This is a genomic window from Salmonella sp. JXY0409-18 (assembly GCF_020268625.1).
Taxonomy (GTDB): Bacteria; Pseudomonadota; Gammaproteobacteria; order Enterobacterales; family Enterobacteriaceae; genus Salmonella; species Salmonella enterica.
In genome coordinates, this window is sequence record NZ_CP084216.1 from 3,551,830 (window position 1) to 3,576,757 (window position 24,928).

Below are 24,928 nucleotides of genomic sequence, written 5' to 3' on the forward strand. Positions count from 1 at the left end.
CAGACTTGCGTTTTGTTATCGATTTCAATTACAGGAAGTCTACCAGAGATGCTTAAACAGGTAGAAATTTTCACCGATGGCTCTTGCCTGGGGAATCCAGGGCCTGGTGGTTATGGCGCTATCTTACGCTATCGTGGTCATGAAAAAACGTTTAGTGAAGGTTACACGCTGACCACCAATAACCGTATGGAACTGATGGCGGCGATCGTCGCGCTTGAAGCGTTAAAAGAACATTGCGAAGTGACATTGAGCACCGACAGCCAATATGTGCGGCAAGGAATTACCCAATGGATTCATAACTGGAAGAAACGCGGCTGGAAAACTGCGGAAAAGAAACCCGTAAAAAATGTCGATCTCTGGAAACGTCTCGATGCTGCGTTAGGTCAGCATCAGATCAAATGGGTATGGGTCAAAGGCCATGCAGGCCATCCCGAAAACGAGCGTTGTGATGAACTGGCGCGCGCCGCGGCAATGAACCCCACGCAGGAAGATAGTGGCTACCAGGCGGAGGCTTAGCCATCCGGTTTGCGATATTGCCGGGTGGCGCCAACGGTCTGGCGGATAGGGGTTTTACTTTTATTATGTCGCAGCGGATTAAGCGTAAGCGGGATGGTCCGCTTACGGGCCACAATAAGCTGTAAACAGCCCAGCGCCGGGATATGCGTATTTAAAAGCCGCCCCCCCTGCTTTTTCCAGGGTAAGACATGAAAACGGCTATAATGTAGCACTTCAAAATTGAGTAAAGACAGCCAGTCCAGTTGCCGCATAAGGGTAAACATCCGACTATTATAGGGCGGTGTTTTACGTAAAACGGGTACCAGTTTACGTAACCCCATCAAACTCAGCGGGTTAAATCCACTGATGACCAGCCAACCGTCATCAATCAATACGCGGTCGGCTTCCCGCAATAAACGGTGCGGGTCGGTACACCACGGCAAAGTATGCGCCAGCAGACAAACATCGACGGATTTATCTGCAAAAGGAAGGTGTAGCGGATCGGCCAGAACCTGCATCGGCGACCCCTGCGACGAAACATTCACCTGATGGGAGACCGCGCACGCTTCGGAATTGATTTCTGCGCTTAAATTACCGATTTTAAGCAAATGGAAACCATACATTTTTGCAAACCACGGATTTAGCTGCTGTTCCAGCGCCTCACGGTAGTAATTGCCCCAGGGCAACTCACCCCAACATCCGGGCGCAACGACAGTTTGAGAGAGCCTTGCCGGTTTCATCGCAACCTTCCGCTAATTATTTGAGAGGTAATATATGAATCTTAACAGTATTCCCGCGTTTCAGGACAATTACATCTGGGTGCTGACCAATGATGAAGGCCGCTGTGTGATTGTTGATCCCGGCGAAGCGGCACCCGTCTTAAAGGCCATTGCTGAACATAAGTGGATGCCGGAGGCGATTTTTCTGACGCATCACCATCACGACCATGTTGGCGGAATCAAAGAGCTGTTGCAACACTTCCCGCAAATGACGGTTTATGGACCGGCGGAAACGCAAGACAAGGGAGCAACCCATCTTGTTGGCGATGGCGATACTATTCGCGTTTTAGGCGAGAAATTTACTCTTTTTGCCACGCCGGGTCACACGTTAGGACACGTCTGTTACTTTAGCCACCCTTACTTATTCTGCGGCGACACGCTGTTTTCTGGCGGCTGTGGTCGACTGTTTGAAGGCACGCCATCACAGATGTATCAGTCACTTATGAAAATTAATTCTCTGCCTGACGACACGCTCATTTGCTGCGCTCACGAATACACTTTAGCTAACATTAAGTTCGCATTGAGCATACTTCCGCACGATTCGTTCATAAATGAATATTATCGTAAAGTTAAAGAGTTACGTGTAAAAAAACAAATGACATTACCCGTTATTCTTAAAAATGAACGTAAGATTAATCTTTTTTTAAGAACTGAAGATATTGATTTAATTAACGAAATAAACAAAGAAACAATATTGCAACAACCAGAAGCGCGTTTTGCATGGTTAAGGTCAAAGAAAGACACGTTCTGATAATTCTTACTTGTCATTCGCTAACTTCGCCGTTATGATCGGTCGTCTTTTAAGCAACTATTGACACACACATGAAGGCAAAAGCGATATTACTCGCCTCTGTCCTGCTTGTGGGGTGCCAGACGTCTCAGAACACTGGCAACGTCCAACAGCACGCACAGAGCCTTTCTGCAGCTGGTCAAGGGGAAGCAGGAAAGTTTACGAGTCAGGCACGATGGATGGACGACGGAACGTCTATCGCGCCAGATCAGGACTTGTGGGCTTTCATTGGCGACGAGCTAAAGATGGGAATTCCGGAAAACAGCCGGATTCGCGAACAGAAACAGAAGTATTTACGCAATAAGAGCTATCTCCACGATGTAACTTTACGGGCAGAGCCGTATATGTACTGGATAGCGGGGCAGGTTAAGAAACGTAACATGCCTATGGAGCTGGTACTACTACCCATAGTGGAGAGCGCTTTTGATCCTCACGCAACGTCTGGCGCCAATGCCGCAGGCATCTGGCAGATCATACCGAGCACAGGGCGCAATTATGGTTTAAAGCAGACCCGTAATTATGACGCGCGTCGCGATGTTGTAGCCTCTACGACCGCCGCGTTAGACATGATGCAGCGTCTGAACAAAATGTTTGACGGCGACTGGCTGTTAACCGTTGCAGCGTATAACAGCGGCGAAGGCCGTGTTATGCGGGCAATTAAAGCAAACAAAGCGCGTGGAAAACCGACGGATTTCTGGTCGCTTTCTTTGCCCAGAGAAACAAAACTCTACGTACCTAAGATGCTGGCATTGAGTGAAATTCTCAAAAACAGCAAACGCTACGGCGTACGTCTGCCAACAACAGATGAAAGCCGAGCGCTGGCACGAGTTCGTTTAAACAGTCCAGTTGAAATGGCCCAGGTTGCGGATATGGCGGGCATGTCTATCAGCAAGCTGAAGACGTTTAATGCCGGTGTAAAAGGGTCTACCTTAGGCGTAAGCGGTCCGCAATATGTTATGGTGCCCAAAAAGCATGCCGAGCAGTTGCGTGAGTCGCTGGCTTCCGGTGAGATTGACGCCGTTCAGTCCCAACTGATCGCCGACAATACGCCGTTGAATAGCCGTAGCTATAAGGTGCGCTCTGGCGATACGCTTTCCGGTATTGCTTCGCGGCTTGGCGTAAGCACGAAGGACTTGCAGCAGTGGAACAACCTGCGTGGTTCACGCCTGAAAATCGGGCAAAGCCTGACCGTGGGCGCTGGCAGCAGCGCGCAACGACTGGCAAACAATAGCGATAGCATTACCTATCGTGTCCGTAAAGGCGATTCGCTTTCCAGTATCGCCAGACGTCACGGGGTGAATATCAAAGATGTGATGCGCTGGAACCATGATACGGATAATCTACAACCGGGCGATCAGCTTACGTTGTTTGTGAAGGACAATAGCACGCCAGACTCCTGATATTGTCCGACGAAAAAGCCAAAAGGCGCCGCTTCCCCCGGCGCCTTTTAAATTGCTATACCGCTTTATGCGCTTCCAGCATGATAGTATCGCTGCTAAACGAACCGTCATCCTGCAACTCAAAATAACGCTTCACCTCTACCGGGGCACTCGCCTGATATAATCGAATCGCCTCAACCAACGGCGCTGGCGTACGCATCCGCGTTACCCATGAGCGAAACTCCAGCGATAAACGATCGGTTATCACGGTATTCGTTACCAGCATCGCATTATTGACCATCGCCAGCCATTCACCACTGGAATAATTACGGACGTGCGACGTGTCGCGTAACGCCTCCACCGTTTGCAGCCAGATATCGCGTACAGGATGTCCAGGCGACATGACATCCATGATAATCAGCACGCCGCCGGGTTTTAATACACGATAAACCTCACGCAATGCCTGACCAACGTCGTGCCAGTGATGCGCGGAATAGCGGCTAATCACCACCTCAAACGATGCATCTTCAAAGGGCAGTTTTTCGGCATAGCCTTGCCGGAGAGTAATATTACTTAAATGTCTTTCTTCCGCCGCTCCAGCGACAACCTCAAGCATGCTGGCGGATAAATCGTATGCCACGACCGAGTAGGCATGTTGCGCAGCGACAAAACTCGCGTGTCCAGCTCCACATCCCATATCCAGTACGTTCGCGTGGGAAAAATCAGACAGCCTTTGCGCCAGCCGCGCTAAGTCACGACCCGATGCGTGAACGGCGCTATGTAAATAGGCGTTCGCCTGTGAACCAAACTGCTTTTCAACATTGTCATGGTGGGAATGCGTTGTCATGGTAGTGCCCTTCTGTTATGAGAAAAGTAAAGGGCAGCACCCGAAGAGGCCTGCCCCACGGCAGACCTGACGCACCTTTATTGCTCAGGTTTGCCGGGACTGAATTCAACGAGTAGCGGATTGTGATCGGAAGCGCGCGTCACCAGTACGGAGGCTTCATTCACGTTTAAACCACGATAAAAAACAAAATCCAGCGGTCGTCCAAACGCACGACGGCGCTGATCGTCAGTGAAACGCACCTGGCGCAGCGACATCTCACGTGCAAAGCGGTACAACGCATTCATACGTGGGCGGCTCCAGGCATTAAAATCACCCGCCATAATGACAGGGCCGCTATGGTGCGCAATCTGGTCGCCGATCGGAAGTAACTGCTTACTGTATACGTCCACGCCCAGACTAAAATTTACCGCATGAACATTTACTACCATTAATAAACGGGTATCCGGCAAGGGATATACCGTCACCAGGGCTGATTTCGCCAAACGTAAAATTGGTTCTCTTTCCCGTAAAGGGCAGCAGTAAACAGGATGGGCGGCAGAAAGCGTCATGACGCCAGACGGATGCTGAGGTAATACAAAAGCGGGAACCTGGTCGGCGGCAAGATAGTTAGCGGTGGCAAACTGTACCAGTTCAGGCGTCGTCTGTGCCTCCTGCAACAGGACCAGATGCGCATCTTTGCCGTAGTTCTTCAGCACCGATAACCATTCGGCTCGCTGCTGCTTGAATATATTCCACACGAGGATACGGATCCGCTCTTCACTGCTTAGCGGTTCCCCGGCGGGCAATGCCTGGCCAATGCTCGCAAACGACCCTGGCGGCAAAATCCGCTCGGCGGGCTGTCCGGCAACATAGCGCATCGCATAGGTGTTTTTTCGCACTTTTGACTTTCAAACCTCTGTAACGTCAACCAGTCCTCAACCGGACTGGTTCTTCTGTTATAGGGATTTTAGCACTCACTTTCAACGAACAATTGCAGTTTGTTTTGTAAGTAGGCGCTTACATCAATAATTTACTCCAGAGCAATGCGTACAGGTCTATCAAGACGTCCGCTGACGCCCACCAGCAGGAAAGCCACCAGAACAATGAGGGCGCCAATCCACGGCGTCTGCGCCAAACCGTAATGCGCCACCGTTTGTCCGCCAATCACGGAACCCAGCGCAATACCAATGTTAAACGCCGCAATGTTCAGACCTGACGCCACATCTACTGCATTAGGCGTGAATTGTTCCGCTTTCTGTACCACGTAGACCTGCAACCCCGGTACGTTACCGAAGGCAAAGACCCCCATCACCAGAATGGTAGCCAGCGCGGCATACTGCGTGGAGGCCGTCACCTGGAAGACCATCAGCAGAACAAACAGCACGGCGAAAATGAATTTCAACGCCGGCACGGCACCATGCTTATCTGCCAGTTTACCGCCCCAGATATTGCCGATAGCCACTGATACGCCATACCCCAGTAAGATCCAGCTTACCGCTGCCGGGGAGAATCCCGCCAGATCCTGCATCATTGGCGCCAGGAAGGTGAATGCCGTGAATACCCCGCCGTAGCCCAGCGCCGTAACGGCGTAAATCAGCAACAGACGAGGATGAGTCAGTACTTTCACCTGGTCACGAATGCTGGCGGCCGCCCGACCGGGAATATTGGCAGGGATCAGCAGTTGACTGCTCATCAGCGCAATCACGCCTAACAGTGATACCGCAAGGAAGGTCTCACGCCAGCCAAAATGCTGACCGATAAATGTGCCCAGCGGAACGCCCGTGACCAGCGCTACCGTTAAACCACCAAACATAATAGCGATCGCAGAAGCCGCTTTCTCTTTTGGCACCAGACTTGTCGCGATGATAGATCCAATCGAGAAGAACACGCCGTGCGCCAGGCCCGTCAGCAGACGGGCGACGATTAATGTCATATAGCCCGGTGCCTGCCATGCCAGCAAATTCCCCGCCGTAAACAAGACCATCAGCGCGACCAGTAACTGTTTACGCGGCAGGCGTCCGGTCAGCGCGGTTAGCACCGGCGCGCCAATAGCCACACCCAGCGCATAGATTGAAACCAGCATTCCGGCGGAAGGTAACGAGATAGCCAGTTGTTGAGCAATGGTCGGCACCAGGCCGACAATCACAAACTCAGTCGTACCGATAGCGAAGGCACTTATTGTCAGTGCAAATAAAGCGAGAGGCATAAATAACTCCATAACAGCAGTAATCAGATGACACGCAGTATGCCTGGATGTTTTAATGACAAAAATAGCCAAAATATCAATTTAATTTTGCTTCAGGAGCAAAAATGAAAGCCACCTCCGAAGAACTCGCAATTTTTGTCGCTGTCGTGGAAAGCGGCAGCTTCAGCCGGGCGGCAGAGCAGCTTGGACAGGCCAATTCCGCTGTCAGCCGGGCAGTTAAAAAGCTGGAGATGAAGCTCGGCGTCAGTCTGCTTAATCGTACGACCCGACAGCTGAGCCTGACTGAAGAAGGAGAGCGATACTTCAGGCGCGTGCAGCAGATACTGCAAGAAATGGCCGCCGCAGAAACGGAAATCATGGAGTCGCGTAATACCCCGCGCGGCTTACTGCGTATCGATGCGGCAACGCCGGTAATGCTGCATTTCCTGATGCCGCTGATTAAACCTTTTCGTGAACGGTATCCGGAAATGACGTTGTCTCTTGTCTCCTCAGAAACGTTCATCAATCTTATTGAACGAAAAGTGGATGTTGCGATACGCGCAGGCACGTTGACAGATTCAAGTCTGCGCGCGCGCCCGTTATTTACCAGCTATCGCAAGATTATCGCTTCACCTGACTATATTGCCCGCTTTGGCAAGCCTGAGAGCGTTGAAGAGTTAAAACGGCATCTGTGCCTGGGGTTCTCTGAACCCATCTCGCTCAATACCTGGCCAATAGCCTGTAGCGATGGGCAGCTCCATGAGATCGAATGTGGGATTTCTTCCAACAGCGGGGAAACGTTAAAACAACTTTGCCTGAACGGTAACGGCATTGCATGTCTTTCAGATTATATGATTGATAAAGAGATCGCGCGGGGAGAACTGGTGGAACTGCTGGCCGATAAACGTCTGCCGGTAGAAATGCCTTTCAGCGCCGTTTACTACAGCGATCGCGCCGTCAGCACACGTATTCGGGCATTTATCGACTTTTTGAGCGAATATATAAGAACAGCTCCCGCAGGAGCTGTGAAAGAGGGGTAAAGGTACAAAGGATCGGGTAATTAATCCCAGGCAGGAGCCAGTCCTTCCGGGCTAACCAGACGATCGTTGCAGTCCAGTGCCGCGATCGCATTTTTATCTTCGACATCCAGATGCAGGTCCAGTGCCAGCAGGTTGCTTGCTAGGTTTTCACGCCTGGTGGATGAAGGGATCACCGAGTAACCTTCACCCATTGCCCATGCCAGAATAACCTGCGCCGGGGTCGCATTATGTTTAGCCGCAATGCGTGCAATCACTTCATCTTTCAGCGCTTTACCGTATGCCAGCGTCATATAAGAGGTGATATGGATACCGTGCGCTTTCGCCCAGTCAACCACCTTACGATTCTGCAGATACGGAGATAGCTCAATCTGGTTGGTGGCGATATTGTGTGCGCCCACCGCGGCAATAGCCTTTTCCATCAACGGAATGGTGAAGTTTGAAATGCCAATTTCGCGAGTCAGCCCTTGTTTTTTAGCTTCAAGCAATGCCTGCATAAATTCTTCGACAGACACGGCATCACCCGGAGATGGCCAGTGGATCAGCGTCAGATCGACATAATCGGTACGCAGTTTTTTCAGGCTCTCTTTCAGGCTTGGGATTAGCTTGTCTTTGCTAAGGTTTTCAATCCAGATCTTGGTGGTGATGTACAGCTCGCTACGCGGTACGCAGCTCTCAGCAATCGCCTGTCCAACAGCCGCTTCATTATCATAGATTTGCGCAGTGTCGACAGCACGGTAGCCCAGTTCAAGCGCCGTTTTAACAGAAGCGATAACCACGTCGTCTTTCAGGCGAAAAGTACCTAAACCGAATGCAGGGATAGTCATAGAATTCCTCTTTTTAATCACTATGTTCGTTAACTGAGGGAATTATGACCTTCAGCGCTTTGCAGAAAAAGAGCGAGAAATGCAGAGGATTTTTGCGAATTGAGCAATAATTAAATGACAGGAAAAGAAAAAGCCCTGAGCTAATGCTCAGGGCTCTTAATAAGTGGCGGAACGGACGGGACTCGAACCCGCGACCCCCTGCGTGACAGGCAGGTATTCTAACCAACTGAACTACCGCTCCACCGAATTTCTTTGTCACAACCCGGATTTTCATCCCGGTTTACTGCAATTTGATGCCTGGCAGTTTATGAATCACTTCGTGATTCACCCTTCGGGCCGTTGCTTCGCAACGTTCAAAAGCTTTCGCTTTTGTCCTACTCTCTGTCGAGTAGTGAACTGCCCCGAAAGTTAATGCCATACTTCTAATTTGATGCCTGGCAGTTCCCTACTCTCGCATGGGGAGACCCCACACTACCATCGGCGCTACGGCGTTTCACTTCTGAGTTCGGCATGGGGTCAGGTGGGACCACCGCGCTACTGCCGCCAGGCAAATTCTGTTATCAGACCGTTTTTACGTTCTGATGTAATCTGAATCAGTGCTGAAAATCTGTCTTCTCAACCGCCAAAACATCTTCGGCGTTGTAAGGTTAAGCCTCACGGTTCATTAGTACCGGTTAGCTCAACGCATCGCTGCGCTTACACACCCGGCCTATCAACGTCGTCGTCTTCAACGTTCCTTCAGGAGACCTAAAGTCTCAGGGAGAACTCATCTCGGGGCAAGTTTCGTGCTTAGATGCTTTCAGCACTTATCTCTTCCGCATTTAGCTACCGGGCAGTGCCATTGGCATGACAACCCGAACACCAGTGATGCGTCCACTCCGGTCCTCTCGTACTAGGAGCAGCCCCCCTCAGTTCTCCAGCGCCCACGGCAGATAGGGACCGAACTGTCTCACGACGTTCTAAACCCAGCTCGCGTACCACTTTAAATGGCGAACAGCCATACCCTTGGGACCTACTTCAGCCCCAGGATGTGATGAGCCGACATCGAGGTGCCAAACACCGCCGTCGATATGAACTCTTGGGCGGTATCAGCCTGTTATCCCCGGAGTACCTTTTATCCGTTGAGCGATGGCCCTTCCATTCAGAACCACCGGATCACTATGACCTGCTTTCGCACCTGCTCGCGCCGTCACGCTCGCAGTCAAGCTGGCTTATGCCATTGCACTAACCTCCTGATGTCCGACCAGGATTAGCCAACCTTCGTGCTCCTCCGTTACTCTTTAGGAGGAGACCGCCCCAGTCAAACTACCCACCAGACACTGTCCGCAACCCGGATCACGGGTCCACGTTAGAACATCAAACATTAAAGGGTGGTATTTCAAGGCCGGCTCCATGCAGACTGGCGTCCACACTTCAAAGCCTCCCACCTATCCTACACATCAAGGCTCAATGTTCAGTGTCAAGCTATAGTAAAGGTTCACGGGGTCTTTCCGTCTTGCCGCGGGTACACTGCATCTTCACAGCGAGTTCAATTTCACTGAGTCTCGGGTGGAGACAGCCTGGCCATCATTACGCCATTCGTGCAGGTCGGAACTTACCCGACAAGGAATTTCGCTACCTTAGGACCGTTATAGTTACGGCCGCCGTTTACCGGGGCTTCGATCAGGAGCTTCGCTTGCGCTGACCCCATCAATTAACCTTCCGGCACCGGGCAGGCGTCACACCGTATACGTCCACTTTCGTGTTTGCACAGTGCTGTGTTTTTAATAAACAGTTGCAGCCAGCTGGTATCTTCGACTGACTTCAGCTCCATGAGTAAATCACTTCACCTACGTGTCAGCGTGCCTTCTCCCGAAGTTACGGCACCATTTTGCCTAGTTCCTTCACCCGAGTTCTCTCAAGCGCCTTGGTATTCTCTACCTGACCACCTGTGTCGGTTTGGGGTACGATTTGATGTTACCTGATGCTTAGAGGCTTTTCCTGGAAGCAGGGCATTTGTTGCTTCAGCACCGTAGTGCCTCGTCATCACGCCTCAGTGTTAAAGTGAACCGGATTTACCTGGAACACACACCTACACGCTTAAACCGGGACAACCGTCGCCCGGCCAACATAGCCTTCTCCGTCCCCCCTTCGCAGTAACACCAAGTACGGGAATATTAACCCGTTTCCCATCGACTACGCCTTTCGGCCTCGCCTTAGGGGTCGACTCACCCTGCCCCGATTAACGTTGGACAGGAACCCTTGGTCTTCCGGCGAGCGGGCTTTTCACCCGCTTTATCGTTACTTATGTCAGCATTCGCACTTCTGATACCTCCAGCAACCCTCACAGGCCACCTTCGCAGGCTTACAGAACGCTCCCCTACCCAACAACGCATCAGCGTCGCTGCCGCAGCTTCGGTGCATGGTTTAGCCCCGTTACATCTTCCGCGCAGGCCGACTCGACCAGTGAGCTATTACGCTTTCTTTAAATGATGGCTGCTTCTAAGCCAACATCCTGGCTGTCTGGGCCTTCCCACATCGTTTCCCACTTAACCATGACTTTGGGACCTTAGCTGGCGGTCTGGGTTGTTTCCCTCTTCACGACGGACGTTAGCACCCGCCGTGTGTCTCCCGTGATAACATTCTCCGGTATTCGCAGTTTGCATCGGGTTGGTAAGCCGGGATGGCCCCCTAGCCGAAACAGTGCTCTACCCCCGGAGATGAATTCACGAGGCGCTACCTAAATAGCTTTCGGGGAGAACCAGCTATCTCCCGGTTTGATTGGCCTTTCACCCCCAGCCACAGGTCATCCGCTAATTTTTCAACATTAGTCGGTTCGGTCCTCCAGTTAGTGTTACCCAACCTTCAACCTGCCCATGGCTAGATCACCGGGTTTCGGGTCTATACCCTGCAACTTAACGCCCGGTTAAGACTCGGTTTCCCTCCGGCTCCCCTATACGGTTAACCTTGCTACAGAATATAAGTCGCTGACCCATTATACAAAAGGTACGCAGTCACACCCCAAAGGGTGCTCCCACTGCTTGTACGTACACGGTTTCAGGTTCTTTTTCACTCCCCTCGCCGGGGTTCTTTTCGCCTTTCCCTCACGGTACTGGTTCACTATCGGTCAGTCAGGAGTATTTAGCCTTGGAGGATGGTCCCCCCATATTCAGACAGGATACCACGTGTCCCGCCCTACTCATCGAGCTCACAGCACATGCGCTTTTGTGTACGGGGCTGTCACCCTGTATCGCGCGCCTTTCCAGACGCTTCCACTAACACACATGCTGATTCAGGCTCTGGGCTCCTCCCCGTTCGCTCGCCGCTACTGGGGGAATCTCGGTTGATTTCTTTTCCTCGGGGTACTTAGATGTTTCAGTTCCCCCGGTTCGCCTCATTAACCTATGGATTCAGTTAATGATAGTGTGACGAGTCACACTGGGTTTCCCCATTCGGGTATCGCCGGTTATAACGGTTCATATCACCTTACCGGCGCTTATCGCAGATTAGCACGCCCTTCATCGCCTCTGACTGCCAGGGCATCCACCGTGTACGCTTAGTCGCTTAACCTCACAACCCGAAGATGTTTCTTGCGATTCATCATCGTGTTGCGAAAATTTGAGAGACTCACGAACAACTTTCGTTGTTCTGTGTTTCAATTTTCAGCTTGATCCAGATTTTTAAAGAGCAAAACTTCGCAGTGAACCCTTTCAGGTACACTCTGAAGTATTTTTTCGTAAACACTCACGAGATGGTGGAGCTATGCGGGATCGAACCGCAGACCTCCTGCGTGCAAAGCAGGCGCTCTCCCAGCTGAGCTATAGCCCCATCGTGTAGTCAGAACCTCTTACCTTTGATTCGTTTCCGGGCGCGGCGTGGTGAAGCGAAGCATACTGAAGTATGCGAGCTTTGCCACAACAAAGCACGGGAGCGAATCTGGTAGGCCTGAGTGGACTTGAACCACCGACCTCACCCTTATCAGGGGTGCGCTCTAACCACCTGAGCTACAAGCCTGTAGAGGTTTTACTGCTCGTTTTTCATCAGACAATCTGTGTGAGCACTGCAAAGTACGCTTCTTTAAGGTAAGGAGGTGATCCAACCGCAGGTTCCCCTACGGTTACCTTGTTACGACTTCACCCCAGTCATGAATCACAAAGTGGTAAGCGCCCTCCCGAAGGTTAAGCTACCTACTTCTTTTGCAACCCACTCCCATGGTGTGACGGGCGGTGTGTACAAGGCCCGGGAACGTATTCACCGTGGCATTCTGATCCACGATTACTAGCGATTCCGACTTCATGGAGTCGAGTTGCAGACTCCAATCCGGACTACGACGCACTTTATGAGGTCCGCTTGCTCTCGCGAGGTCGCTTCTCTTTGTATGCGCCATTGTAGCACGTGTGTAGCCCTGGTCGTAAGGGCCATGATGACTTGACGTCATCCCCACCTTCCTCCAGTTTATCACTGGCAGTCTCCTTTGAGTTCCCGACCTAATCGCTGGCAACAAAGGATAAGGGTTGCGCTCGTTGCGGGACTTAACCCAACATTTCACAACACGAGCTGACGACAGCCATGCAGCACCTGTCTCACAGTTCCCGAAGGCACCAATCCATCTCTGGAAAGTTCTGTGGATGTCAAGACCAGGTAAGGTTCTTCGCGTTGCATCGAATTAAACCACATGCTCCACCGCTTGTGCGGGCCCCCGTCAATTCATTTGAGTTTTAACCTTGCGGCCGTACTCCCCAGGCGGTCTACTTAACGCGTTAGCTCCGGAAGCCACGCCTCAAGGGCACAACCTCCAAGTAGACATCGTTTACGGCGTGGACTACCAGGGTATCTAATCCTGTTTGCTCCCCACGCTTTCGCACCTGAGCGTCAGTCTTTGTCCAGGGGGCCGCCTTCGCCACCGGTATTCCTCCAGATCTCTACGCATTTCACCGCTACACCTGGAATTCTACCCCCCTCTACAAGACTCAAGCCTGCCAGTTTCGAATGCAGTTCCCAGGTTGAGCCCGGGGATTTCACATCCGACTTGACAGACCGCCTGCGTGCGCTTTACGCCCAGTAATTCCGATTAACGCTTGCACCCTCCGTATTACCGCGGCTGCTGGCACGGAGTTAGCCGGTGCTTCTTCTGCGGGTAACGTCAATTGCTGCGGTTATTAACCACAACACCTTCCTCCCCGCTGAAAGTACTTTACAACCCGAAGGCCTTCTTCATACACGCGGCATGGCTGCATCAGGCTTGCGCCCATTGTGCAATATTCCCCACTGCTGCCTCCCGTAGGAGTCTGGACCGTGTCTCAGTTCCAGTGTGGCTGGTCATCCTCTCAGACCAGCTAGGGATCGTCGCCTTGGTGAGCCGTTACCTCACCAACAAGCTAATCCCATCTGGGCACATCTGATGGCAAGAGGCCCGAAGGTCCCCCTCTTTGGTCTTGCGACGTTATGCGGTATTAGCCACCGTTTCCAGTAGTTATCCCCCTCCATCAGGCAGTTTCCCAGACATTACTCACCCGTCCGCCACTCGTCAGCAAAGCAGCAAGCTGCTTCCTGTTACCGTTCGACTTGCATGTGTTAGGCCTGCCGCCAGCGTTCAATCTGAGCCATGATCAAACTCTTCAATTTAAAAGTTTGATGCTCAAAGAATTAAACTTCGTAATGAATTACGTGTTCACTCTTGAGACTTGGTATTCATTTTTCGTCTTGCGACGTCAAGAATCCGTATCTTCGAGTGCCCACACAGATTGTCTGATAAATTGTTAAAGAGCAGGTGCGACGCAGCTTTCAGCTCACCGTCGCGAGGTGGCGTATATTACGCTTTCCTCTTTCAGAGTCAACCCTGAATTTCAGGATTTTTCTCTTCAACCGACCGGCTGTTTGTGTGAAGTGATTCACATCCGCCGTGTCGATGGAGGCGCATTATAGGGAGTCGGTTCAGGAAGACAAGCGGAAAAATGCATTTTTGTTTTAACCGCTCATCTTTTATCCATAACGCTTATTTTTGCTGCTTTTTTATCGCTGATGGCAGGTCAGCAAGGCTGTTTAACACCCAGTCCGCCGCGTTTTCTGCTTCTGCCGTGACCGGTTTGCCCGTACGCACCAGCACTTTTGTCCCGACATTTGCCGCCGCTGCCGCCTGCATATCTTCCAGCTTGTCTCCCACCATATAAGAAGCCGCCATATCGATATGCAGGAAATCACGCGCCGAGATAAGCATTCCTGGATGCGGCTTGCGGCAATCACATACCTGACGGAACTCTTCTATGCTGCCCTGCGGATGGTGAGGACAATAATAGATGCCGTCCAAATCAACATCGCGATCCGCCAACGACCAGTCCATCCATTCGGTTAACGTTTCAAACTGCGCCTCAGTGAATTTGCCGCGCGCGATTCCGGACTGGTTCGTCACCACCACCAACGCATAGCCCATTTTTTTTAGCTCGCGCATCGCGTCAATAACGCCGTCTATAAACTCAAATGCATCGATTTCATGTACGTAGCCGTGATCCACATTAATGGTGCCGTCACGGTCGAGAAAAATTGCGGGTACAGACTTTGCCACCTTTTATAGCTCCTGAGTAAAGCAAGTGGCGCTAGTATCGCATGTTTCAGCAGGCAAGAAAGTGCTCATCGTATAAAGCCTGATTGATTTAGACGTCTGGATGCCTTAACATCCATTCTGTTGACGGCGTTGACCGTATTAGGCAGACGAAAATGCCTCCGCTCATTTCATTACGATAATAAAGAATCAATGATTAAACTTTCGAATATTACCAAAGTGTTCCAGCAGGGGACGCGCACCATTCAGGCGCTAAATAATGTCAGCCTGCACGTGCCTGCCGGGCAGATTTATGGCGTCATTGGCGCCTCCGGCGCCGGTAAAAGTACGCTCATTCGCTGCGTAAACTTACTTGAACGTCCTACTGAAGGAAGCGTAATGGTAGGCGGTCAGGAGCTGACAACGCTTTCAGAGTCTGAGTTGACCAAAGCTCGCCGTCAAATCGGCATGATTTTCCAACATTTTAACCTGCTCTCTTCCCGTACCGTGTTTGGCAACGTCGCGTTGCCGCTGGAACTGGATAACACACCAAAGGAAGAGATCAAACGCCGTGTCACAGTGCTGCTGGATTTAGTCGGTCTTGGCGACAAGCACGACAGCTATCCGGCAAATCTTTCCGGCGGTCAGAAACAGCGTGTCGCGATTGCCCGCGCGTTAGCCAGTAATCCAAAAGTGTTGCTGTGCGATGAAGCCACCAGCGCGCTTGATCCCGCGACGACCCGTTCGATTCTGGAATTGCTGAAAGATATCAACCGTCGTCTGGGGTTGACGATTCTGCTTATCACTCATGAAATGGATGTCGTAAAACGTATCTGCGACTGCGTTGCCGTCATCAGTAATGGCGAGCTTATTGAGCAGGATACGGTCAGCGAAGTCTTCTCGCATCCTAAAACGCCGCTGGCGCAGAAGTTTATTCAGTCCACTCTGCACCTGGACATTCCGGAAGATTACCAGGCGCGTTTGAAAGCGTCGCCGGAAACTGACAGCGTGCCGATGCTGCGCATGGAGTTCACCGGACAGTCTGTGGATGCCCCGCTGCTTTCTGAAACCGCGCGTCGTTTCAACGTGAACAATAATATTATCAGCGCGCAGATGGATTACGCGGGCGGTGTGAAGTTCGGCATTATGCTAACGGAAATGCACGGCACACAAGAAGAGACGCAAGCCGCAATTGCCTGGCTGCAGGATCACCATGTGAAAGTTGAGGTACTGGGTTATGTCTGAGGCAATGATGTGGTTACTGGTTCGTGGCGTCTGGGAAACGCTGGCGATGACCTTTGTCTCCGGTTTCTTCGGTTTCGTGATTGGCCTGCCGGTCGGCGTATTGCTGTATGTTACGCGCCCGGGGCAGATTATGGAGAACGCCCGGCTGTATCGCTCCCTCTCCGCGGTGGTCAATATTTTCCGCTCGATTCCCTTTATCATCCTGCTGGTGTGGATGATTCCTTTTACCCGAATAATTGTCGGCACCTCCATTGGTTTGCAGGCCGCAATTGTACCGCTGACCGTCGGCGCCGCGCCTTTTATCGCCCGTATGGTGGAAAATGCGTTGTTAGAGATCCCTGCCGGGCTGATTGAAGCCTCGCGAGCGATGGGCGCCACGCCGCTGCAAATTGTACGTAAAATCCTTTTACCGGAAGCGCTGCCTGGTCTGGTGAATGCGGCAACCATTACACTGATCACCCTGGTCGGTTACTCCGCAATGGGCGGCGCCGTCGGCGCAGGCGGCCTCGGTCAAATCGGCTATCAGTACGGTTATATTGGATACAATGCTACCGTGATGAATACGGTGCTGGTATTACTTGTCGTTCTGGTTTATTTAATTCAGTTATCCGGCGATCGCATCGTCAGGGCTGTCACGCATAAGTAACGTTAAACACAACACAAATACTCATTAAGGAAATAAGCATGGCGTTCAAATTCAAAACCTTTGCGGCAGTGGGTGCTCTGATTGGTTCTCTGGCACTTGCGGGTTGCGGTCAGGATGAAAAAGATCCGAATCATATTAAAGTCGGCGTAATCGTTGGCGCAGAGCAGCAAGTTGCCGAAGTCGCGCAGAAAGTCGCGAAAGAAAAATACGGCCTGGACGTGGAATTGGTGACCTTTAATGATTATGTTCTGCCTAATGAAGCGCTGAGCAAAGGCGATATCGATGCCAATGCCTTCCAGCACAAACCGTATCTGGATCAGCAAATCAAAGATCGCGGCTACAAACTGGTTTCCGTTGGTAAGACTTTTGTCTATCCCATTGCAGGATATTCCAAAAAAATCAAATCTCTGGATGAGCTCAAGGACGGTTCCCAGGTCGCTGTGCCTAACGACCCGACCAACCTTGGTCGTTCCCTGTTGCTGCTGCAAAAAGTAGGGCTGATTAAACTGAAAGACGGCGTCGGTCTGCTTCCTACCTCGCTGGATATCGTGGAAAACCCGAAAAATCTGAAAATTGTTGAGCTGGAAGCGCCGCAGTTGCCGCGTTCGCTGGATGACGCGCAGATCGCGTTAGCGGTCATCAATACGACTTACGCCAGCCAGATTGGCCTGACGCCAGCGAAAGACGGTATCTTCGTTGAAGATAAAGATTCTCCGTACGTTAACCTTATCGTGACGCGTGAAGATAACAAAGACGCCGAGAATGTGAAAAAATTCGTTCAGGCTTACCAGTCTGATGAAGTGTACGAAGCCGCAAATAAAGTTTTTAATGGCGGCGCGGTGAAAGGCTGGTAAGTTTTAGGCTGATTCCACAATCTGTAATATTATTCAGGACGGGCTATTGCCCGTCTTGTCATTTATGCAAGCTCCTGATTCAATATCTGGCAATTAGAACATTCATTGAGGAAATATTATGCGTGCTTTACCGATCTGTTTATTGGCACTCATGCTGGGCGGTTGTTCCATGCTAAGCAGATCCCCTGTTGAACCCGTTCAAAGCACCGCAACCCCGCCAAAAGCGGAGCCGGAGAAACCTAAAGCGCCGCGTGCCGCTCCCGTCAGGATTTACACCAATGCTGAAGACTTAGTCGGCAAACCTTTCCGCGATCTTGGCGAGGTTAGCGGCGAATCCTGCCAGGCGACAAATCAAGACTCTCCGCCTAACATTCCAACTGCGCGCAAGCGTATGCAGATTAATGCATCTAAAATGAAAGCCAACGCCGTCCTGCTGCACAGCTGTGAAATTACCAGCGGCACGCCAGGCTGCTACCGTCAGGCGGTTTGTATCGGGTCCGCCCTGAATATTTCGGCGAAATGAGCAGCTTTCAGTTTGAACAAATCGGCGTTATTCGCTCCCCCTATAAAGAAAAATTCGCCGTTCCGCGCCAGCCTGGTCTGGTCAAAAGCGCCTGCGGCGAACTGCATCTGATAGCGCCTTACAACCAGGCCGATGCCGTTCGCGGCCTGGAAGCGTTCAGCCATTTGTGGGTGCTTTTCGTTTTTCATCAGACGATGGACGGCGGCTGGCGGCCAACAGTTCGTCCGCCCCGTCTTGGCGGTAACGCCAGAATGGGCGTTTTTGCCACGCGCTCCACGTTCCGCCCCAATCCGATTGGCATGTCGCTCGTTGCGCTAAAAGGTATCGAGTGCCGGAAAGAGAGCGTAATTCTGAAATTAGGCAGTCTGGATCTGGTGGATGGCACGCCGGTGGTGGATATTAAACCGTATTTACCGTTTGCCGAGGCCTTACCGGACGCCGCCGCCAGCTATGCGCAACAGGCGCCGATAGCTGAAATGCCCGTGAGTTTTACCGCTGAGGTGGCTCAACAGCTTACGACGCTGGAAAGGTGTTATCCGCAGCTACGGACATTTATTTGCGATGTGCTGGCGCAAGATCCTCGCCCGGCTTATCGTAAGGGTGAAGAGACGGGCAAAACCTATGCCGTCTGGCTGCATGATTTTAACGTGCGCTGGCGTGTGGTTAGCACTGGATTTGAAGTGTTTGCGCTGGAACCACGGTAATTTCACGCCCTTCTCTTTTGACATCTCTTGCACGCTGGTAAACTAAATCACTTTTTTTGTATCAGGCTCACATTGAGCCTGTTCGATCGTTCAACTGGAACCGTAACAACATGCGTACTAGCCAATACCTGCTCTCCACTCTGAAGGAGACACCTGCCGACGCCGAGGTTATCAGCCACCAGCTGATGCTGCGCGCTGGGATGATCCGCAAGCTCGCCTCCGGGTTATATACCTGGCTGCCGACCGGCCTGCGCGTCCTGAAAAAAGTCGAAAACATCGTGCGTGAAGAGATGAACAACGCCGGTGCTATCGAGGTGTCGATGCCAGTCGTTCAGCCAGCCGACCTGTGGCAAGAGAGTGGTCGTTGGGAACAGTACGGTCCGGAACTGCTGCGTTTTGTCGACCGTGGCGAGCGTCCGTTCGTACTCGGCCCGACCCACGAAGAAGTTATCACCGATCTGGTGCGTAATGAACTCAGCTCTTATAAGCAGTTGCCGCTGAACTTCTTCCAAATCCAGACCAAATTCCGTGATGAAGTGCGTCCGCGCTTTGGCGTGATGCGTTCGCGCGAATTCCTGATGAAAGATGCTTACTCTTTCCACACCTCTCAGGAGTCGTTGCAGGAAACCTATGACGCCATGTACGCCGCGTATAGCCGTATCTTCAGCCGTATGGGGCTGGATTTCCGCGCGGTACAGGCCGATACCGGTTCTATCGGCGGCAACGCCTCGCATGAATTCCAGGTGCTGGCGCAAAGCGGCGAAGACGATATCGTTTTCTCTGATGTTTCTGATTACGCGGCTAACATTGAACTGGCAGAAGCTATCGCGCCGCAAACGCCGCGCGCAGCGGCGACGCAGGAAATGACTCTGGTCGATACGCCAAATGCCAAAACCATCGCGGAGCTGGTGGAACAGTTCAACCTGCCAATTGAAAAAACGGTAAAAACGCTGCTGGTGAAAGCGGCGAAAGACAGCAAGTCTCCGCTGGTGGCTCTGCTGGTTCGCGGCGATCATGAACTGAATGAAGTTAAAGCGGAAAAACTGCCGCACGTTGCCAGCCCGCTGACCTTCGCTACCGAAGAAGAGATTCGCGCCGTAATTAATGCCGGCCCTGGCTCCCTCGGCCCGGTCAATATGCCGATTCCGGTCATCATCGATCGTACCGTTGCCGCCATGAGCGATTTTGCCGCTGGCGCCAACATCGACGGTAAACACTACTTTGGTATTAACTGGGATCGCGATGTGGCGACGCCTGTTGTTGCCGACATCCGTAACGTAGTCGCCGGCGATCCGAGTCCGGATGGTCAGGGAACGTTGCTTATCAAACGCGGTATCGAAGTGGGTCACATCTTCCAGTTAGGTACCAAGTACTCAGAAGCGCTGAAAGCCTCCGTTCAGGGTGAAGATGGCCGTAACCAGATCCTGACAATGGGCTGCTATGGTATCGGCGTAACACGTGTCGTTGCCGCGGCTATCGAGCAGAACTTTGACGAGCGCGGCATTGTATGGCCTGACGCCATTGCGCCTTTCCAGGTCGCTATTCTGCCGATGAATATGCACAAATCCTTCCGTGTGCAGGAGCTGGCGGAAAAGCTGTACAGCGAATTGCGCGCGCAGGGCATTGAAGTGCTGATGGACGACCGTAAAGAGCGCCCGGGCGTGATGTTTGCCGATATGGAGCTGATTGGTATTCCACATACTATCGTGATTGGCGATCGCAACCTGGATAACGACGATATTGAGTATAAATACCGTCGCAGCGGTGAAAAATCGCTGATTAAAACCGGCGATATCGTTGATTATCTGGTCAAGGCGATTAAAGGCTAAACGACATTTTGTTGGGATTGCCCGGCGCCACCCGGCAGATATGTAAAGGCCTCGCATCCTGCGAGGCCTTTTATTAGTGAGTGCAATCTTTACCCGGCGCAAACTTCGCGTTTTTATCGGCTATTAGCATTTTTACCGGCTCGCCCGTGTCCGGGTTCGCGGCAAACACAAAATGCCCTTCTACCGTCAGCAGCACCGGTTTTTCCGCTTCACCTTTCGCCGTCAGATAGCCGCGCTCAAGCTGGGCGTTACTGGCGACCGGCAGCCGTTTTCCGGTCGCACAATCGGTAAAGGTCGCCGCATCGGCCCTGTATACATACATACCACGCAACGGCATTGGCGTTACCGGCAGGCTGGCGGTAACAGGCACAAGCGTATAATTAAGCTGCGAAGCCACCGGATTGCCTTCTCTGTCGAGCATCTCCAGCGCATTGCCTTTCGCGCGATAATACGATTTCTCGCCATTGCTGTCGGTTAACACCAGTTTATCCGCCGTCCGCGCCCAGGTACCGTATGACGCAAAAGAGGAAGGTTCTTCGCGCACGCCCTGATAACGCTCGTTCATCACCCATGTGCCGTCTTTTTCCAGAAACAGTGACGTTTCAATACCTTCACAATCCGCACAGGGCAGCACGCCGCGCCAGCTTTGCTGCATGGGTTTTAATTCCGCCGCCTGCGCAGGTTGCAGGGCGTCAACTTCCGCACGGTTATTACACCCTATCAATGCAAATAGCGTACAGGCTGCCGCTACTGACAATATTGCTGTTCTCACCATAAAATCCTTATGAAATTGCTATTCCTGCCCGTCAATCCAGTGGACGACGAACTTTGCCGCGAAGCGCCTTTACAGAAGATTTTTGCGCCTTTGAGGACAAGCGGCGCTCTTTCGAGGCACGCGTCGGACGGGTTGCGCGACGGCTTTTCTGCTCCGCGGTTAATTCTTTTATGACGGCAACCAGCCTGGCGATAGCCGCTTCCCGGTTGAGCTCCTGGCTCCGGAACTCCTGCGCCTTAATGATAATGACGCCATCATCGCTTATCAGATGGTGGCTGGCCGTCAGCAAACGCTGTTTATAATACTCTGGCAGGCCAGAGGCCCGAATGTCAAAGCGCAAATGAATCGCGCTAGAGGTCTTATTTACGTGCTGACCACCCGCGCCCTGCGCGCGAATGGCCGTAATTTCCAGCTCATTATCGGCTATGGAGACCGTCCGGGAGATGGCAATCATGAGGGCTGTTGCCAGGCGGTTAGCTGTATTTCCAGATTATTCCGAGCATCAGAAAGCCAGATTGCGCCGTCCTGAATCGTCGCCTGTAGCGTCATGGTACGATCGGCAAATTCACTGAGCTGCGCCAGTTGCCCGTCATCCAGATACCAGACGGACAGGTTAGCGAACTGCGCGCACTTGCTTTGATGCTGCTGCCACCAGATTTGCGCCGCCCGGGAGTTATAAGCAAAGAGCGCGACGTCGCTCGCCTGAGTACAGGCTTTCTTAATACGGCGCTCATCCGGCAGCCCCAGCTCTATCCAGAGATCGATGCCCAGATGATCGTTGCGCAGCCAGGCCTCCGGCTCATCTTCCGCGCTGAGCCCGCGTGTAAACTGCAACCGTTCATCAGCATATTTTATCCATGCCAACAGGCGCAACATCATGCGCTCCTGCGTTTCAGAAGGGTGACGCGCCAGCGTCAATGCCGCATCCAGAAACCGGTTGCGATCAAGGTCAGCCACATTGACGACGGCTTTATAAATTGTCGCTTTAAGCGCCATGAGAAAACTCCTTTCGAATCAGGCGCCCATTGTAGCGAAAACCGCGCTAAAAGGCTGTTAACGAATCTTTTACCCACTCGCGTCAGGCGCTGATATTGCGCAAATGAGTATGGTATAGTCACCTTGCTAAACAAGATTTAACTTCGTAGGCTTAGACTTGCATCCACGGTTAAGTCAGAATGCTGACAGGAGGGCATGTGGAAAAATATTGTGAGTTAGTACGCAAGCGGTATGCGGAAATCGCCAGCGGAGACTTAGGGTATGTCCCGGATGCGCTGGGTTGTGTATTGAAAGTGCTTAATGAAGTGGCGGCAGATAGCGCCCTTTCAGAGTCGGTCAGGGAAAAGGCAGCTTATGCTGCCGCGAACTTACTGGTGAGCGATTATGTCAATGAATGAAACGTATCAACCCATTAATTGCGATGACTACGATAGTCTTGAGCTTGCCTGCATGCATCATTTAATACTGACGCTAACGTTAAAAGATGGCGAGGTTTTGCAGGCAAAAGCGAACGATTTGATCTTACGTAAAAACGTAGAGTATCTGCTTGCCGAGATTTCCGGCGAGTCTTGTGAACTTCGTCTCGATAAAATCGCCAGTTTCAGCCACCCGGAAATTGGTACCGTGGTAGTTAGCGAATCCTGAGTATTTTGTTGCCGGATGGCGGTGCAAGCACCTTATCCGGCCTACGTTCCATGCGATACGTAGGCCTGATAAGCGCAGCGCCATCAGGCATGCCAAACCAGACTCACCCCTTCTTTATCTTCTGCTGCTCCCTCACGCGTCACAAAAACACCCGCAGCCGCAATCAGCGTTTCGCCGTAAAACAACAGCGGCGTGGTGTCTCGTCGCCAGGGCGGGATCCCCTGCTCCTGCCAGATTTTCTTTAATTTACGTCCGCCGTTACGCCCGACAATATGTAGTACGCCTGGCGCTTTAAAACGAATGCTGACGGATTCTTCCTCTCGCGGTCGGCGCAGTTCGCCGCCAGGAACGAGCTGTACCGTCCCTAAGCCGGCAGGCAGCGCCAGCGGTGTTTGCCAGACGGGCCAGGCAACCGTCGTTTCGTGTTGTCCGGCCACGGATTTAATCCACCACAGTTGCGACTGATAACGGCGAATCTCGCGATCGCCAAAACGTAAACAGGGAGAGGCATCGTCGCGCGCCAGCGCCACCTCCTGCCAGATACGTTCCAGCGCGTCGCGAGAGGGCATCGGCGCATTACGCATCGCCAGCCAGCGACGCAAAATCGCCGCCCGCCGTACATCGCTCATCGACATTAATGGAGAGAGCCGCAATGTTCCCTCCGCCGTGATACAGTCCGTAAGATCGCTGGCCAGAAGCTCGTCCAGCAGCCTTTCTTGCTCGGCGCAGAGCGTCGCGCTACGGGCTACTGCCGCAGGAAAATGCGGCCAGCGCTGCTGCAAGAGCGGAAGCGCGCGCAGGCGTAAAAAATTGCGATCGTAGGCGTCATCCTGATTGCTTTCATCTTCAATCCAGCATAAGCCATGACGCACAGCCCACTGTTCCAGCGTCTTCCGCGTTTCTCTCAACAGCGGGCGAAGAAGCAGAGTTCCGGCAAAAGGCGAGCATTCTCCCATCGCGGAAAGTCCGGCCGGACCGCTGCCGCGCTTTAACGCCAGCAGGAATGTTTCACACTGATCGTCAAGGTGCTGCGCGGTTGCCAGCACTTCGCCAGGCAATAGCGTCTGTGCGAACGCCCGGTAGCGCGCTTCACGCGCATGGGCCTCGATACCCAGGCCATTATCCGCCAGCGTCACCCGCTCCACTGCCAGCGGAACCTGCCAGCGTTCGCATACGGTTTCGCAATGCCGCACCCAGCTATCAGCATGAGGGCTTAAACCGTGATGAATATGGATAGCACGCAGCGTGACGTCAGGATGGCGTTCTCGCCACAACACCAGTTGATGCAGAAGCACCGTAGAATCCAGGCCACCGCTAAAGGCAGCCAGAATACGGCGAGAAGAGAGTAACGAGGTATTCAACGTGAGAGTGGTCATGATCCATGCTTATAGTGACTTAGCCCGGCAACGTTACCTGGCGAGCGTCTTAATGACAAGCCTTACTGCTCATACAGCTCAAGCGGTAAACCGTCCGGATCGTTGAAAAAAGTAAAGCGCTTCCCGGTATACGGATCGATACGTATCGGTTCGCACTTAACCTGATGCTTTTCCAGATGCGCAACGGCGTTTTCCACATTTTCCACGCTGAAAGCCAGATGGCGCAGGCCGCAGGCTTCAGGTCGGCTTGGACGCGCCGGAGGGAAGGGAAAAGAGAAAAGCTCAATTACATACTGCCCGTTTAGCGCCAAATCGCCCTTCCACGAGTCACGCTCTTTCCGCCAGGCTTCGCTTAGCAGATCGAACCCCAGAATATCGCAGTAAAACGCCTTGCTCACCGCATAGTCTGTCGCAATGATCGCGATGTGATGAACCTGTTTTAATCCCAGCATAGCGTCTCCTTTATTGATTATCAGTACGTTACTCGTCACATTCCCGTC

Annotated in this window: 23 protein-coding genes, 3 tRNA genes and 3 rRNA genes; 12 read left to right on the forward strand and 17 right to left on the reverse strand. The window is 52.3% G+C overall.

All coding sequences use genetic code 11. The features are described from left to right. Window positions 1-48: 48 nt before the first annotated feature. Complete coding sequence (gene rnhA / locus LDB27_RS17425) at window positions 49-516, forward strand: ribonuclease HI (RefSeq protein WP_000917872.1); 468 nt, start codon at window positions 49-51, stop codon at window positions 514-516. On the opposite strand, the gene LDB27_RS17430 is transcribed toward rnhA, so the two are convergent. Next, a complete protein-coding gene (locus tag LDB27_RS17430) occupies window positions 513-1,235 on the reverse strand; it encodes a class I SAM-dependent methyltransferase (RefSeq protein WP_000801238.1) in 723 nt (240 codons plus the stop codon). The two genes, rnhA and LDB27_RS17430, sit on opposite strands and share 4 nt — an antisense overlap. A gap of 34 nt (window positions 1,236-1,269) precedes the next feature. Here LDB27_RS17430 and gloB point away from each other — a divergent pair, with 34 nt between their 5' ends. Both gloB and mltD read left to right on the forward strand, forming a co-directional pair. Continuing rightward, window positions 1,270-2,025, forward strand: a complete 756-nt coding sequence (gloB, locus tag LDB27_RS17435) for a hydroxyacylglutathione hydrolase (protein WP_225519879.1) — start codon at window positions 1,270-1,272, stop codon at window positions 2,023-2,025. 71 nt (window positions 2,026-2,096) lie between these two features. After that, on the forward strand, window positions 2,097-3,464 hold the full coding sequence (mltD, locus tag LDB27_RS17440) for a murein transglycosylase D (protein ID WP_000644706.1): 1,368 nt from the start codon (window positions 2,097-2,099) through the stop codon (window positions 3,462-3,464). A 55-nt stretch (window positions 3,465-3,519) separates the two neighbouring features. On the opposite strand, the gene LDB27_RS17445 is transcribed toward mltD, so the two are convergent. The 3 genes from LDB27_RS17445 to LDB27_RS17455 form a co-directional block, all read right to left on the reverse strand. Beyond that, a complete protein-coding gene (locus tag LDB27_RS17445) occupies window positions 3,520-4,290 on the reverse strand; it encodes a class I SAM-dependent methyltransferase (RefSeq protein WP_000207240.1) in 771 nt (256 codons plus the stop codon). Window positions 4,291-4,367: 77 nt separating this feature from the next. Continuing rightward, the gene (locus tag LDB27_RS17450; protein WP_001230970.1) at window positions 4,368-5,168 is read right to left on the reverse strand and encodes an endonuclease/exonuclease/phosphatase family protein; all 801 of its coding nucleotides are present in this window, start codon (window positions 5,166-5,168) and stop codon (window positions 4,368-4,370) included. A 131-nt stretch (window positions 5,169-5,299) separates the two neighbouring features. Then, window positions 5,300-6,475 carry an MFS transporter gene (locus LDB27_RS17455; protein ID WP_225519880.1) on the reverse strand — a complete coding sequence of 392 codons (1,176 nt, stop codon included), beginning with the start codon at window positions 6,473-6,475 and terminating at the stop codon, window positions 5,300-5,302. Between the two features lie 104 nt (window positions 6,476-6,579). On the opposite strand from LDB27_RS17455, the gene yafC reads away from it, so the two are divergent. Beyond that, the gene (yafC, locus tag LDB27_RS17460; protein WP_000648540.1) at window positions 6,580-7,494 is read left to right on the forward strand and encodes a DNA-binding transcriptional regulator YafC; all 915 of its coding nucleotides are present in this window, start codon (window positions 6,580-6,582) and stop codon (window positions 7,492-7,494) included. A 20-nt stretch (window positions 7,495-7,514) separates the two neighbouring features. On the opposite strand, the gene dkgB is transcribed toward yafC, so the two are convergent. From dkgB to gmhB, 8 genes are all read right to left on the reverse strand, one after another. Continuing rightward, the gene (gene dkgB, locus LDB27_RS17465; RefSeq protein WP_225519881.1) at window positions 7,515-8,318 is read right to left on the reverse strand and encodes a 2,5-didehydrogluconate reductase DkgB; all 804 of its coding nucleotides are present in this window, start codon (window positions 8,316-8,318) and stop codon (window positions 7,515-7,517) included. 164 nt (window positions 8,319-8,482) lie between these two features. Next, window positions 8,483-8,559, reverse strand: a tRNA-Asp gene (locus LDB27_RS17470). 191 nt (window positions 8,560-8,750) lie between these two features. Next, window positions 8,751-8,866: ribosomal RNA gene (gene rrf / locus LDB27_RS17475) — 5S ribosomal RNA — on the reverse strand. 95 nt (window positions 8,867-8,961) lie between these two features. Continuing rightward, window positions 8,962-11,867 (reverse strand): 23S ribosomal RNA (locus LDB27_RS17480). A gap of 182 nt (window positions 11,868-12,049) precedes the next feature. After that, a tRNA-Ala gene (locus tag LDB27_RS17485) sits at window positions 12,050-12,125 on the reverse strand. Window positions 12,126-12,234: 109 nt separating this feature from the next. Continuing rightward, window positions 12,235-12,311: transfer RNA gene (locus tag LDB27_RS17490), tRNA-Ile, on the reverse strand. Window positions 12,312-12,380: 69 nt separating this feature from the next. Next, window positions 12,381-13,922 (reverse strand): 16S ribosomal RNA (locus LDB27_RS17495). The 16S, 23S and 5S rRNA genes sit together here with 3 tRNA genes alongside, the layout of an rRNA operon. 370 nt (window positions 13,923-14,292) lie before the next feature. Next, window positions 14,293-14,859 carry a D-glycero-beta-D-manno-heptose 1,7-bisphosphate 7-phosphatase gene (gmhB, locus tag LDB27_RS17500; RefSeq protein WP_001140158.1) on the reverse strand — a complete coding sequence of 189 codons (567 nt, stop codon included), beginning with the start codon at window positions 14,857-14,859 and terminating at the stop codon, window positions 14,293-14,295. Between the two features lie 189 nt (window positions 14,860-15,048). Here gmhB and metN point away from each other — a divergent pair, with 189 nt between their 5' ends. The 6 genes from metN to proS all read left to right on the forward strand — a co-directional run bounded on the left by metN (window position 15,049) and on the right by proS (window position 20,636). Continuing rightward, on the forward strand, window positions 15,049-16,080 hold the full coding sequence (metN, locus tag LDB27_RS17505; RefSeq protein WP_115396307.1) for a methionine ABC transporter ATP-binding protein MetN: 1,032 nt from the start codon (window positions 15,049-15,051) through the stop codon (window positions 16,078-16,080). Continuing rightward, on the forward strand, window positions 16,073-16,726 hold the full coding sequence (locus LDB27_RS17510; RefSeq protein WP_001287486.1) for a methionine ABC transporter permease MetI: 654 nt from the start codon (window positions 16,073-16,075) through the stop codon (window positions 16,724-16,726). Before metN ends, LDB27_RS17510 begins: the two co-directional genes overlap by 8 nt. A gap of 38 nt (window positions 16,727-16,764) precedes the next feature. Next, a complete protein-coding gene (gene metQ / locus LDB27_RS17515) occupies window positions 16,765-17,580 on the forward strand; it encodes a methionine ABC transporter substrate-binding lipoprotein MetQ (protein WP_000874215.1) in 816 nt (271 codons plus the stop codon). A gap of 118 nt (window positions 17,581-17,698) precedes the next feature. Continuing rightward, on the forward strand, window positions 17,699-18,103 hold the full coding sequence (gene rcsF / locus LDB27_RS17520; RefSeq protein WP_001202315.1) for an Rcs stress response system protein RcsF: 405 nt from the start codon (window positions 17,699-17,701) through the stop codon (window positions 18,101-18,103). Next, window positions 18,100-18,807 (forward strand): tRNA (N6-threonylcarbamoyladenosine(37)-N6)-methyltransferase TrmO, encoded by a 708-nt coding sequence (gene tsaA / locus LDB27_RS17525; protein WP_000093984.1) that lies wholly within the window; start codon window positions 18,100-18,102, stop codon window positions 18,805-18,807. Before rcsF ends, tsaA begins: the two co-directional genes overlap by 4 nt. A gap of 110 nt (window positions 18,808-18,917) precedes the next feature. Continuing rightward, the gene (gene proS, locus LDB27_RS17530; RefSeq protein WP_001260672.1) at window positions 18,918-20,636 is read left to right on the forward strand and encodes a proline--tRNA ligase; all 1,719 of its coding nucleotides are present in this window, start codon (window positions 18,918-18,920) and stop codon (window positions 20,634-20,636) included. A gap of 73 nt (window positions 20,637-20,709) precedes the next feature. Here the strand turns inward: proS and nlpE are convergent, their stop codons facing one another. From nlpE to LDB27_RS17545, 3 genes are read right to left on the reverse strand one after another with little or no spacing between them, the layout of a single operon-like run. Continuing rightward, window positions 20,710-21,411 carry an envelope stress response activation lipoprotein NlpE gene (gene nlpE, locus LDB27_RS17535; protein WP_000252576.1) on the reverse strand — a complete coding sequence of 234 codons (702 nt, stop codon included), beginning with the start codon at window positions 21,409-21,411 and terminating at the stop codon, window positions 20,710-20,712. 31 nt (window positions 21,412-21,442) lie between these two features. Continuing rightward, window positions 21,443-21,865 (reverse strand): alternative ribosome rescue aminoacyl-tRNA hydrolase ArfB, encoded by a 423-nt coding sequence (gene arfB / locus LDB27_RS17540; RefSeq protein ID WP_000560527.1) that lies wholly within the window; start codon window positions 21,863-21,865, stop codon window positions 21,443-21,445. Continuing rightward, on the reverse strand, window positions 21,862-22,407 hold the full coding sequence (locus tag LDB27_RS17545; protein ID WP_001185319.1) for a YaeQ family protein: 546 nt from the start codon (window positions 22,405-22,407) through the stop codon (window positions 21,862-21,864). Before LDB27_RS17545 ends, arfB begins: the two co-directional genes overlap by 4 nt. A 197-nt stretch (window positions 22,408-22,604) precedes the next feature. Between LDB27_RS17545 and LDB27_RS17550 the strand changes: the two genes are divergently transcribed. After that, entirely contained in the window at window positions 22,605-22,805 is a 201-nt protein-coding gene (locus LDB27_RS17550) for a YaeP family protein (protein ID WP_001518678.1), read from the forward strand. Continuing rightward, window positions 22,792-23,052, forward strand: coding sequence for a Rho-binding antiterminator (gene rof, locus LDB27_RS17555; RefSeq protein WP_000062329.1), 261 nt, complete (start codon window positions 22,792-22,794; stop codon window positions 23,050-23,052). The genes LDB27_RS17550 and rof overlap by 14 nt, the downstream gene beginning before the upstream one ends. Window positions 23,053-23,135: 83 nt before the next feature. On the opposite strand, the gene tilS is transcribed toward rof, so the two are convergent. Next, window positions 23,136-24,428: a tRNA lysidine(34) synthetase TilS gene (gene tilS, locus LDB27_RS17560; RefSeq protein WP_115396309.1), complete on the reverse strand. Its 1,293-nt coding sequence runs from the start codon at window positions 24,426-24,428 to the stop codon at window positions 23,136-23,138. Window positions 24,429-24,490: 62 nt separating this feature from the next. Then, entirely contained in the window at window positions 24,491-24,880 is a 390-nt protein-coding gene (locus tag LDB27_RS17565) for a VOC family protein (protein WP_114052948.1), read from the reverse strand. Between the last annotated feature and the right edge of the window lie 48 nt (window positions 24,881-24,928).